Origin of the sequence: Arthrobacter burdickii, assembly GCF_030433645.1 — a bacterium.
Classification (GTDB): Bacteria; Actinomycetota; Actinomycetes; order Actinomycetales; family Micrococcaceae; genus Arthrobacter_D; species Arthrobacter_D burdickii.
On sequence record NZ_JAROCG010000001.1, the window covers coordinates 191,499 to 203,483 of the forward strand.

Here is an 11,985-nt window from a genome sequence, read left to right on the forward strand (position 1 = left end):
GGACCGCGGACGACTAGGACGAACCGCCCCGGGGTCGGAGCCGTGTCTCCTCGACGTCCAGGATGCGCTGCGCCTTCGCCAGCACCCGTGAGGAGTAGGTCCCGCGCGACCGTGCTGCAAGCAGTGCCTCACGCTCTGCCGCGAGCACGGCGAGCCGGAGATCCCGGTACTGGCGGTGCGGCGAGCGCACGAGCTTCTGCTCCGGCAGCCGGGCCTTCTCCCACTCGAACTCGCTGCGCATGCCCGTGTCCGTCCGCACGCGGTCCAGCACGTCGTCGTCCACCTGGACGTCCTCCCCCACGACGGCCTGCGGATCCTCCAGCACGCGCAGCCCCTCGGTGCGCAGCTCGTCGAACAGCGTGGCCGCCTCCTCCCGGTCGGCGTCGACGTCGATGCCCTCGATCCTGAGCACCCGGATGAGCGCCGGCAGCGTGCTGCCCTGCACCAGCAGCGTGGTGACGGCGACGGTGAAGGCGATCAGCACGAGCTGCTCCCGGTACGCGAACGACGACGGCAGGGATTGCGCCGCGGCGAGCGTCACCACCCCGCGCATGCCCGACCAGCCGAGCACCGTGGCACCCTTCCAGCCGAACCCTTCGCGCCGTTCGAGTTCGAGGTCCGCCTGGCGGCGCTGGTACATCCTCGTCAGGGCCCGTTTGCGGCGCTCCTGCCGCGCATCGAGGATCCGCTGCTTCTTCAGCCGGCCGAGGCCGCGGCGCAGCTGCAGCGTCCGGCGCTCCGCCCTGCTCGGCAGCCGCCGCATCAGCAGCACGAGGGGGAACACCCAGAGGAACCGCAGGACGATCAGGGCGAGGGTCGCGAAGAGGCCGATCACCACCGTCTGCTGCACCGTCAGCAGGGACTCGTCGATGTCCTGCAGCAGGCCCCGGATCTCCAGGCCGATCAGCAGGAACACGCCGTTCTCCAGCAGGAACTGGACGGTCCGCCAGTTCACGTTCTCGCTGATGCGTGCGCGTGCGTCGAAGTGGCTCGCGCTGCGATGGCCCGTGTAGATCCCGGCCACCACCACGGCCAGCACGCCCGAGGCGCCGAGCTCCTCGGCGGGGAGGAACGCGATGAACGGCACGGCGAGGGACAGCGCGGTGTCCAGGACGGGGTCGTCGAGCTTCGAGCGGACGAACACCGTCACCACCCCGACGGCATAGCCCACCACGGCTGCCACGGTGACGGCGAAGGCGAAGTCTCCCACCGCGGAACCGAAGCCGGTCAGGGCTCCAGCCGAGGCGGCGATGGCGCTGCGCAGGAGGACGAGCGCCGTGGCGTCATTGACCAGCCCCTCGCCCTCCAGCACGGTCAGCAGGCGGGGCGGCAGTCCGAGCCGCCGCCCGATCGACGTGGCGGCGACGGCGTCGGGCGGGCTGATGACGGCGCCGAGGGCGATCGCCGCAGCGAGGCCGAGGCCTGGCAGCAGGGCGTGGAGGAGCAGCCCCGTGGCGAGGGCCGAGACGACGACGAGCGACACGGACAGGCTCGCGATCGGCGTGAGGTTGCGGCGGAAGTCCGTGACGGGCGTCTTGATCGCCGCAGCGTAGAGCAGGGGCGGCAGGACGCCGGTCAGGATCCACTCGTCCGGGATGCGGAAGCTCGGCACCCCCGGGACGAAGGAGAGGACGATGCCGACGACGACGAGGATGAGCGGGGCCGCGACGCCCACGCGCTTCGACAGGACGGCGACCGCCACGAGGACAGCGATTCCGATGATGCCCAGCAGTCCCAGTTCCACCGTGCAAGCCTAGTAGCCGTCGACCACCGCGTAACCCCGCGCGGCTGCGGGCGGAGCCCTTCCCGGAGTGACCGTCAGGGCGCTAGGGGCTCCTCGCTGTCAGTCCTCGAGGACCTGCGCGCCCGCGGCGAACGCCCGCACCCTCGCGTCCTGCCAGATCTGCGCAGGCACTCCCCCGCCCAGCAGTTCGCGGGCCAGCCCCGGGTCCTCACCGAGGGGGGCGTCACTGCCGGCGATGATCACGTTGCCGTAGCGTCTGCCCTTGAGCATCGCCGGATCGGCGATGATCGCGGTATAGGCGAACTCCGCACCGATGGTCGCGGCTTCCCGCTTGGCCATCGCCAGGTTGGGGCTGTCGCCGCAGTTGACCACGTAGACACCGTCGGCCCCGAGCACGCGCTTGGCGGCACGCGTGAACTCCCGGGTAGTGAGCGGGACGGGCGTCACGGCTCCGGCGAAGACGTCACGGATGATGAGGTCGCGGCTGCCCTCGCTCAGAGACTCCGTCACGGCGCGCGCCTCGCCGACGCGGATGCGCACGAGCGGTGCCCGCGGGAGGTCGAACCACTCCCGCACCAGGTCGGCCAGCCGCCCGTCGAGTTCGACGACGACCTGTCGTGCCTGCGGGTGGGAAGCGGCGAAGCGGCGGGCGAGTGAGCATGCTCCTCCCCCGAGGTGGAGCGCGCGGAGCCGGTCCGACGCCGCCCACCGGGAATCGACGAGCGAGGCTATCCACCGCATGTATTCGAAGTCGAGCTGCAGCGGATCGGCCAGGTCGATGTGCGAACTGGGGACGCCGTTGATGCGCAGCACCCAGCCGTTCGGGTTGTACGGATCGGGTTCGAGTTCGCACGTCCCGGTGTCGATGGGGAACTCCCCGATCTCGGGCCGCGGGCCCGCGGCCCTCGCCATCAGGACCGGGCCGCCGGCGGGTGATCGTGCTGGGCGGGACGGGCGGAAGGCATGGGTTCCATGCTAGCCGCGTGTGGGAGCCGGCTGGTCGGGCCGGTGCATACGGAACATGGGCTTGTAGTGCCAGGTCGGTCCGCAGAGCAGGGAGGTGCCGTCCGGCGCGAAGCCGTTCCGGACGTAGAACCGCTCGGCCCGCGGGTTGCCGTTGAGAATCCAGAGGTAGGCACCCTGCCTGCCGATGGCGATGTCGAGCAGTCGCTGCCCCAGGCCCGTGCCGTGCGTCGACCTCAGCGTGTAGATGTGGTGCAGTTCGAAGTCCGGCCGGTCCTCGTCGCGTCCCGGTCCCGATGTCGCGACCGCCACCGGTTCGCCGTCCTCGTGGAACACCAGCCAGCTCCGCGCGCTGCCGGGGGTCCGTTGCGCTTCCTCGAACGCCGCGCGCTGCCGCTCGATCATCCCCGGCAGCTCGGCGTCGTAGAACTCGTGGTACTCCCGCGGCATGATGTGCTCGTACGTCTCGTGGAGCCCGGCGACGTGCGTGCGCGCGTACGCCTCAGCGTCGTCGACGGTGGCCGGCCGGATCAGGTAGGGCAGCGTCAGCAGGGGCTGTGTCACGACTCCAGTTTAGTGTCCCTGGGCTACCGAGTGGCGGGAGATCCGGAGGTCAGGAATGGCCCTCGAACTGCTGCTGATCCGCGAGCGCCGCCTCGAGCCGCTGCACCTTGCCGGTCAGCTCGCCGGTCCGCCCGGGCCGGATGTCGGCCTTGAGCACGAGGGAGACGCGGCTGCCGTAGCGGCCCACGGCCTCGGTGGCGTTCTTGATCACGGCCATCACCTCGTCCCACTCCCCCTCGATGGTGGTGAACATGGAGTCGGTGGAGTTCGGCAGGCCGGACTCACGCACGATGGCGACCGCGGCGGCGACGGCGTCGTGCACCGACCCGTCAGGGTTGTCGCGGGAGAGGTCGGAGGATCCGGACGGGGCGACGCTGAAGGCTACGAGCATGCTCCCAGTCTGGCACGCGGGCGTCCGCGACGGGAGGCTCGGTTGCCGCAGAGCCGCGGCGGGGGCCCGGACCCGGTGGGGAGAACCAACGGGTCCGGGCACCCGGCGCGGCGGCCCGCCCCAAGAGGAGCATGTGCGCCCCGGTACGCCGCCGGACGCCGGACGCCGGGCGCCGGGCAGGGCGAAGGCCCGGACGCCGACCGTCCGGGCCACCGCCGCTGTCAGGAACCGGTGACCCGCAGGGCCTCCCAGCCGTAGAGCGCCCCGTCTCCGGTGAACACGACCACCTTGTTGTTGCCCGGTCGAGTGTCCTCGGGCGTGGTCACGGTGATCTCGCCGTCCTCGGACGCCTTCCGCCAGCCGAGGCCCGTGCCGTTGAGGTACACGTAGAACCACTCGTCCGCCTCGAGGTTCGCCAGGGTGACCTCGTGGGAGCCGCGATCGAACTTCTCCCCGGCGAGGCCGAGGTCCACGCGCGTGGAGTTGCCGAGGTCCCGGGCTCGTGCCGGCTCCGGCACGAAGTCCGGCTCCGGGTTGACCAGTTCGCCCGGTCCCGTGTCCTCACCCGTGTAGAAGATGCTCGGCGCCGCCGGCGCCTGCATGTCCTGGCCCAGGAAGTAGGAGGTGTGCGGGGGCTGGTTGTAGGCCGTGTTCTGCCACGCCACCCCGAGCCGGTACACCGGATCCGACTGCAGCGTCCGGAGGCGGTGATCGGTGACGTCGACGGTGGTCGCGATCCGGAGGTCGGAGGAATCCGCCGTCCGGGTCACGATCTCCTCGCGCCAGTCGCCGAACAGGTCCGCCTGCAGGGCCGGGTTCGCCTTGGTGGTGTTGTTGCTCAGCGTGCCCTCGGCCCGGTAGATCTCCTCCGCCGCCTGCGTTGCCGGGTTCCACTTGGAGATGGTTGGCACCCCTGCGGCCGCTGTGGCGTCGTACTCGTTGTCCGTGATCTCCCGGAGCAGGTCGCCGTCCCACCACGTGACGAAGTTCGCCGCGGGGATCTTCTCCGACAGCAGTTCCCCGGAGGACGAGCGGAGCTGTCCGACGGGCGAGTTGTAGGCGGCGTCCCCACCGATGGCCCAGCCTTCGGCGCCGGGGTGGTTCGGATCGATGTCCGCCATGGCGGCCCGCCCGGTGTCGCGTGTTGCGGGGATGGACCAGAGGATCTCGCCCGTCGCCGCGTCCCGGTAGGTTGCACCGCGGTTGCCGGAGGACTTCATGTCCTCGTGGGCCGCGAAGACCTCGAGACCCGGGTTGGTCGGATCGAAGTCGGAGACGTGCAGGGCGTCACCGTGGCCGAGGCCCGTCGTGTAGAGCGCCTCGCCGTCGTCGTCGATGGTCATGGAGCCGAAGACGATCTCGTCCTTCTGGTCGCCGTCGACATCCGCCACCGAGAACTCGTGGTTGCCCTGGCTCCGGTACTGGCTGCCGGACTCGTCGGAGTCGAAGGTCCAGCGTGGGGTGAGGTGGGTGCCGTCGAAGTCGAAGGCTGCGATCACCGCCCGGGTGTAGTAGCCGCGGCTGAAGACGACACTCGGCTTCTCGCCGTCGAGGTACGCCACGCCGGCCAGGAAGCGGTCCACGCGGTTGCCGTAGGTATCGCCCCAGGCCCCGACGTCACCGCGGGCCGGGACGTAGTCGATCGTGTCGATCGCCGCGCCGGTCGCGCCGTCGAACACCGTCAGGTATTCGGGGCCGCCCAGGACGTAGCCGGAGGAGTTCCGGTAGTCGGCGGCGGCGTCACCGATCACGGTGCCGGCGCCGTCCACGGTGCCGTCGGCCGTCTTGAGTGTCACCTCGGCCTTGCCGTTCCCGTCGAGGTCGAAGACCTGGAACTGGGTGTAGTGGGCGCCTGCCCGGATGTTCTTCCCGAGGTCGATCCGCCACAGCCGCGTGCCGTCCAGCTCGTACGCATCCACGTAGACGGTGCCCGTGTAGCCGGCCTGGGAGTTGTCGCGGCTGTTGGTCGGATCCCACTTCAGGATGACCTCGTACTCGCCGTCGCCGTCGACGTCGCCCACGGAGGCGTCGCTCGCCTTGTAGGAGTATGGCTGGCCGTCCTTCGTGACGGCGTCCGCGGGCTTCTGGATCGGCACGTCGAGGTACTGCTGGTCCCAGACTCCGAAGTCCTCGGTGGCCCAGCGCTCCACGCCGTCCACCACGGAGCTCACGCGGTACACGGACTCCGCCGTGCCGTCGGCATCCAGCAGGTTGGTGCTCGACGCGACGGGCTCGTCGGTGATGCGCTCGCCGTCCCGGTAGACGTGGAAGGCGATGTCGTCGTCGTCGAGTCCGAGCATGCGCCAGCCGATGTAGGTGCCGCCCTCGCCCTGCACGGCGACCGGAGCGCGGTCGAGGCGCTCGGCCTGCCGCTGCAGCGTGGTGGCCGCCGGCGAGGTGATCGTCGACGAGCGCTCGGACGCGCCGCCCGCGTTCACCGCCGCCACCGCGTACGTGTACTCGATGGTCGTGAGGACGTCCGTGTCCGTGAAGGAGGCGTCGTCGGCGCGGCCGGCGAGTTCGAACTTCCCCAGCGACCCGTCGGCTTTCGGCTCGGCGCGGTACACCTGGTAGAACAGTGCACCGTCCGACGGCGTCCAGGTGATCGTCACGTCGTTCTTGTTGACCGCACCGAGGGTGAGCCCCGTCGGCACGGGCGCCGGAGGGACGTCGGGGTCCACCGTGGTGAGCACCAGCTCATTGGAGCCCACCGACTCCGCACCGCCCGCGGAAAGCGCGACGACGGTGTACGTGTACTCGAGCCCGACGTCGGCCGTCCTGTCCGTGAACTCTGCATCCTTGGTGTCCCCGACCGCCACGCGGTCCGGGGAGCCGGCCGCCGTGCGGTAGACGCGGTAGCCGGCGGCGCCCTCGGCGGGCTGCCAGCCGAGGAGTACGGCCACGCCCTCGCTGTCGATGGTGAGGTCCTTCAGCTCCAGCCCTGACGGCGCGAGCTGCAGCGGGGTGATCTCGATGCCGTTCAGGCGCGACGACGTCCCCGTCATCACGAGGTTCAGCTGGCCGTCCGTGACAAGGACGGGCTCGCTCGTCTTCTGGGCGACGGCGGCGCGGCCGGCGTTGGCCGATCCGAAGTCCTTGCCCTCGAGCTGCACGTTGGAGCGGCTGCTGCCGATCCAGTCACCACTGTAGGTACGGACGGCATAGGAACCGTTGGGCACGTCCACGGCGAACTCGTGGCTCGGCGTCGGCAGCAGGAAGTCCCGCTCGAGATCCGTCGGCGGCGGGGTGAACGCGACCCCCCGGTCCCTGCCGGCGAGCCCGGCGGTGTTCAGGAAGCCCCAGCCGCGCTGTGCGGAATATGCGCTGGTCTGGTTCACCTCCGTGTAGCCCGGCATCACCGGCGAGCCGGCCAGCTGGACGTCGAACCGGTACAGCGGCGACTTCGTGGCGATCCGGACCGCGGCGGACGGGGCGGATTCCCCGCGCCCGTTGACGGCGATGACGCGGACGTCGTACTCCCTGCCCTCCGCGAGGCCCGGGACGGCGGCCTGCGGCAGGGTCGAGGTGGCGACGAGCGCGTAGGCGTCGTCCGCTGCTCCGGCGTCCTTGCGGAACACGCGGTAGATGTCAGCGCCCTCGACGGCGCCCCAGGTCAGCTGCGCGCTCGCATTGGAGACGCTGGCCACGACGACGTCCGTCGGCGCTGCCGGTACGGCTGCCGGGGGCTCCGCCTCCTCGATCTCGCCGGCCAGCGGGATGTCCAGGGCCGCGATGCCGCCGGCGACGAGCCGGGCCATCTGGATGGCGCCGTACTCCTGGAAATGCGTGTCGTCCACGGTACCGGTGGGCCGGCTCGGGTAGACGCCTGCAGGGACGTGGAGGTAGACGGACTTCGCGGTCTCGGCGCCGATCTCGTCAAGGTAGGCGCGGCTGGAGGCCGCGAGATCCACGAGGGGCGTGCCGGTCTCGGCGGCGAGCTTCTGTGCCGCCTCCACGTAGGCCGGGAAGGAGACCACGGCCTTGCCGTCGGGCCCGAACGCCCGGCGCGAGACCGGCGTGACCAGCACCGGGGTGGCGCCGCGCTGCCGTGCTCCGTCCACGTAGGTGCGCAGGTACTCGTAATAGTCCGCGGGTGCGGCGAAGCGGTCGTCGACCCCATAGCTGTTGTCGTTGTGCCCGAACTGCACGAAGAGGTAGTCACCGGGCTTGATGCCGCGAAGCACCTCGTCGAGGCGCCCCTGGCTGATGAAGTTCTTCGAGCTGCGTCCGCCGATCGCCCTGTTGTCCACGGCGACGTCGTCGTCGAGGAAGCGGTCGATCATCTGACCCCAGCCCGCCTGCGGCGCGACGTCCGAGCGGTACGTCTGCACCGTCGAATCCCCCGTGACCCACACCGTGGGCGTCGGGGCCTGCGCGCGGTCGGCCTGCCGCGTGAGCGTGAGGGCGTTGAGGTTGGCCGCGGTTCCCGCGAAATCGAGGTTGAGCTGCCCGTCCACCACCGCGATGTCGAAGGACATCTCGAGGTACTGCCCCGCCGTGCGCGTGGTGGGCTGCACCTTGGCCATCTGCTCCGCGACGATGGCAACATCGGTGGCTCCGGCGGCATCACCGGCGACGAGGGCCACGGTGTAGTCGCCGTTGGGCAGGTCCACGACGAGCTCGGTGTCGCCCACGGTGACGAAGTCGGACCGGTTGGCATCCGCGGTCCCGCGGTCGGTCGCCGTGACCTTCGACGGGTCGACGAAACCAGCCCTCGACCCGGGTCCATAGGCCGTGGTGGCGGCGATCCGGGTCGCGCCGGGCGCGACGGCGCCGGGCCCGAAGTCGAACGTGAGCACTCCGCCGTCGGGCAGTGCGGGGGGATTGTTGTAGAAGCTGGACGCCGTGGCAGCGGAGGGAGCGGTGATGCCGTCGGCGCCGCGGGCCTGGACGCGGTAGAAGTGCGGCGCGGAGGTGTCCACGGAGGTATCGGTGGCGAAGACGTCGCCCGTTGTCTCCGCAACCTTCGTGTAGGTGCCGTCGACGGTGTCGGCCCGTGAGACGACGTACCCGGTGGCGCCGGGCACCTCGTTCCAGCGGAGCATCACCGAGGTGCCGGCGACACGCGCCATCCGCACATTGGTGGGCACCGGGAGCGACGACGACGGGGCGTCAGCGACGGCGGGGGGCGGGTCGAGGGCGAGAGCCGGTGTTCCGGCGAGGGAGAGACCCAGAATGGTTGCTCCCGCCAGGAGCGGGGAGTGGAAAAGGGCACGGTTGAGACCGGAGTGTCGCATGAAGGGGTACCTTCTCGTTTCGTCATTGAAAACGGGGGCGGTCGTTTCCGCGCTGCTCCGGCGCCGGGTACGACGGCGTCGGAGAGTGAGACAGCGGAGACTTGCCGTCAGCCTAACGGCCCTGGTTGCCGGGAACAAGCATTTTGGGAAAACGCTTCCCAAAAGAATTCCGGGCTCAGGCGGAGACCGTCACCCCGCCCGTCGATGCCCGTTCGACCAGGTGCGTGGGGAGGATGATGGCGGCGGGGTCCTCGCCGCGGATGACGCCGAGCAGGATCCGGACCATCTCACGGCTGATGCGCGCGAAGGGCTGGCGCATGGTCGTCAGCCCCGGGTCGGTGGAGGCCGCGACCGGGGAGTCGTCGAACCCCGCGACCGCGACGTCCTCGGGGACCCGCCTGCCGGCCGCGTGCAGGACGTCGAGGGCTCCCGCCGCCATGAGGTCGTTCGCCGCGAAGACGGCGTCGAGCCCCGGCGCCTGCACGAGGAGCTGCTGCATGGCCTGGCGTCCGCTCTCCCGGCTGTAGTCGCCCGGAGCCGTCAGTGCCTCATCGAAGTCCGGGCCCATCTCCTCCCGGTAGCCACGCAGCCGGCCGACGCCCCCGGACGTGTCCATGGGGCCCGTGATCGTCGCGATCCTGGTCCGGCCGAGCCCGCGCAGGTAGGCGACCATCTCGCGCGCGCCCGCGGCGTCGTCGGCCGCGACGTAGCCGATCTTGCCCTCGAAGCCGAGCGGGATGCCGCAGGCGATCATCGGGATCCCTGACTGGTGGATCTCTCCCACGATCGACTGGCCGCGTGCATGCGAGGAGACCAGGAGGACGCCGTCGACGTGGCCGGCCGTGATGAAGTCGCGGGCACGGCGCTGTTCGTCCTTCGTGCCCGCCATGATGAGGACGAGGGAGACGTCGTGCTCCCCCAGGGCCTCGGACGCGCCCCGCATCAGGATCGAGAAGTTCGGGTCCTCGAAGAGGCGTTCCTGGGTCTCGCTGAGCAGGAACGCCACCGTGTTGGCCTTGCTCGTGGCGAGGCTCCGCGCGTGGGGGTTGATGCGGTAGCCGGTCTTCTTGATGGCCAGTTCGACGGCGGTCAGGGCATCGGGGCTGACCCAGTGGCCGCCGTTCAGGACCCTCGACACAGTGCCCCGCGAGACGCCGGCCGCCTTGGCGACGTCGTCGATGGTGGGCCGCTTGGAGCCCCGGGCACTGGTCACGGTCATAGCGTATCCTCCAGCCGGTTCAGGCCTTGACGGCGCCTGCTGCGAGGTCCACGCGCCAGAAGCGCTGCAGCAGGAGGAACATCAGGATCAGCGGCAGGACGGACAGGAGGGCCCCCGTCACGACGAGTGTGTACAGGGCGGGCGCGGAGGCCCCCTGGTTCAGCAGGCCGTTGAGGCCCACGGTGATGGGGAACAGGGAGTCGTCGCCGAGCATGATGTACGGCAGCATGAAGTTGTTCCAGATCGCCACGAACTGGAACAGGAAGATGGTCACCAGGCCCGGGAGCATCATCGGCATGGCGATGCGGGCGAAGATCCCCATTTCGCTGGCGCCGTCCGTCCGGGCGGCCTCGACGACGTCGGTCGGGACGGCGGCGGCCGCGTAGATGCGGGCCAGGTAGATGCCGTACGGGCTGATGATCTGCGGCAGGAACACGGCCCAGTAGGTGTTGGTGAGCCCCAGCTGCGCCATGAGGAAGTACTGCGGGATGGCGAGGATGACGCCGGGTACCAGGACGCCCATGAGCAGGATGTTGAACACCGCACCCTTGCCGGGGAAGGCGAACTTCGCGAGCACGTAGCCGGACAGGGCGGAGACGAACGTGGAGGCGATCGCACCGGCCCCCGCGTACAGCGCGGTGTTCGCCATCCACCGCCAGAAGAGGCCGTCGCGGTAACCGCTCAGCTGGGCGATGTTGTCGAACAGGTGCGTGCTGGGCGCGAAGGTGAACGTGGAGAAGAGTTCGGAGCCGTCCTTGGTGGAGGCCATGAGGACCCACAGCACCGGGAGCAGGCAGTAGAGCGCGCCGAGGAGCAGCAGCGCCGTGGCGACGGGGCTCGCCTTCTCGTGTCCGTGGACGCTGTCGCGGCGGGACCGCAGGGCGGGGGTGAGCGAGGGGGTAGCCATGTCAGTCTTCCTGTCCGAAGGCGCGCTTCTGGACCACGCGGAGGAATACGAAGGAGATCAGGAGGGTCGCTGCGGCGATGACGATCGAGCTCGCCGCGGCGGAGTAGATGTCGTCACGGGTGAACGCATCCCGGTACACCTTCATCAGCGGTGTCCAGCTGGTCGAGAGCGTGTTGGTCAGCGGCCGGAGCGTGGTGGGCTCGGCGAAGACCTGGAGCGTCGCCACGATGGAGAACAGGGCCGTCATGATGAGCGACGGCATCACGATGGGGATCTTGATGCGGAGGGCGATCTGCGTCTCGGTGGCGCCGTCGAGCCGGGCCGCCTCGTAGATGTCGTTCGGCACGGCTTTGAGGGAGGTGTAGATGACAATCATGTTGAAGCCCACCCCACCCCACAGGGCGATGTTGGCGATGCCGAACATGATGAGTCCGGAGGAGAGGATCTGCGGTGCGTCGAGGCCTAGCCGCTCCGTCACGTAGTAGAACGGGCTGACCGAGGGCAGGTACAGGAATCCCCAGAGCAGCGAGCTGATGACGGCCGGCACCGCATAGGGCAGGAAGATCGAGACCCTCGAGAACGTGGTGGCCCTGGACCGCCGGGAATCGAGCAGGAGGGCGAACAGGAGCGCGAGCCCGAGCATGCAGGGGATCAGGATGAGTCCGTACAGCAGGACCCTGCCCACGCTGGCGGCGAATTCGGGGTCCGTGAGGGCTGCGACGTAGTTGTCGAGGCCGGCGAAGACCTGCTTCCGCGCCCCCGAGCCGAGCCCGAGCCCCGACACCTCGACGCGCTGGAAGCTCAGGTACAGCGTGTAGAGGATGGGGGCCGCCATGAAGACGGCGAACAGGAGGATGCCGGGAGCGAGCATCAGGTACGGCGTCAGGACGCGGGACCGGAACCGGTGGGACCGGCGCTGCGCGGGACTGCCGCCCGGGCTCCCCGACGGCGGTGGACCGT

Annotated in this window: 8 protein-coding genes; all 8 read right to left on the reverse strand. The window is 70.0% G+C overall.

From position 1 onward, the window contains the following. Positions 1–13: 13 nt before the first annotated feature. A complete protein-coding gene (locus tag P5G52_RS00875) occupies positions 14–1,744 on the reverse strand; it encodes a cation:proton antiporter (protein ID WP_301224102.1) in 1,731 nt (576 codons plus the stop codon). Positions 1,745–1,843: 99 nt separating this feature from the next. Continuing rightward, positions 1,844–2,656 carry a spermidine synthase gene (locus P5G52_RS00880; RefSeq protein ID WP_301224103.1) on the reverse strand — a complete coding sequence of 271 codons (813 nt, stop codon included), beginning with the start codon at positions 2,654–2,656 and terminating at the stop codon, positions 1,844–1,846. Between the two features lie 63 nt (positions 2,657–2,719). Then, positions 2,720–3,271 carry a GNAT family N-acetyltransferase gene (locus tag P5G52_RS00885; protein WP_301224104.1) on the reverse strand — a complete coding sequence of 184 codons (552 nt, stop codon included), beginning with the start codon at positions 3,269–3,271 and terminating at the stop codon, positions 2,720–2,722. A gap of 49 nt (positions 3,272–3,320) precedes the next feature. Beyond that, positions 3,321–3,662, reverse strand: a complete 342-nt coding sequence (locus P5G52_RS00890; protein ID WP_301224105.1) for a thiamine-binding protein — start codon at positions 3,660–3,662, stop codon at positions 3,321–3,323. Between the two features lie 221 nt (positions 3,663–3,883). Next, a complete protein-coding gene (locus P5G52_RS00895) occupies positions 3,884–8,899 on the reverse strand; it encodes a rhamnogalacturonan lyase family protein (RefSeq protein ID WP_301224106.1) in 5,016 nt (1,671 codons plus the stop codon). 175 nt (positions 8,900–9,074) lie between these two features. Further along, entirely contained in the window at positions 9,075–10,118 is a 1,044-nt protein-coding gene (locus P5G52_RS00900; RefSeq protein ID WP_301224107.1) for a LacI family DNA-binding transcriptional regulator, read from the reverse strand. A 19-nt stretch (positions 10,119–10,137) separates the two neighbouring features. Further along, a complete protein-coding gene (locus tag P5G52_RS00905) occupies positions 10,138–11,025 on the reverse strand; it encodes a carbohydrate ABC transporter permease (protein WP_301224108.1) in 888 nt (295 codons plus the stop codon). Position 11,026: 1 nt separating this feature from the next. Next, the gene (locus P5G52_RS00910; protein WP_301228580.1) at positions 11,027–11,896 is read right to left on the reverse strand and encodes a carbohydrate ABC transporter permease; all 870 of its coding nucleotides are present in this window, start codon (positions 11,894–11,896) and stop codon (positions 11,027–11,029) included. Between the last annotated feature and the right edge of the window lie 89 nt (positions 11,897–11,985).

Excerpts from the sequence above, each read along its gene's own strand:
- P5G52_RS00890 (WP_301224105.1), bottom strand. The coding sequence starts at position 3,662 with ATGCTCGTAGCCTTCAGCGTCGCCCCGTCCGGATCCTCCGACCTCTCC.
- P5G52_RS00895 (WP_301224106.1), bottom strand. The coding sequence starts at position 8,899 with ATGCGACACTCCGGTCTCAACCGTGCCCTTTTCCACTCCCCGCTCCTG.
- P5G52_RS00880 (WP_301224103.1), bottom strand. The coding sequence starts at position 2,656 with ATGGCGAGGGCCGCGGGCCCGCGGCCCGAGATCGGGGAGTTCCCCATC.
- P5G52_RS00905 (WP_301224108.1), bottom strand. The coding sequence starts at position 11,025 with ATGGCTACCCCCTCGCTCACCCCCGCCCTGCGGTCCCGCCGCGACAGC.
- P5G52_RS00900 (WP_301224107.1), bottom strand. The coding sequence starts at position 10,118 with ATGACCGTGACCAGTGCCCGGGGCTCCAAGCGGCCCACCATCGACGAC.
- P5G52_RS00910 (WP_301228580.1), bottom strand. The coding sequence starts at position 11,896 with ATGCTCGCTCCCGGCATCCTCCTGTTCGCCGTCTTCATGGCGGCCCCC.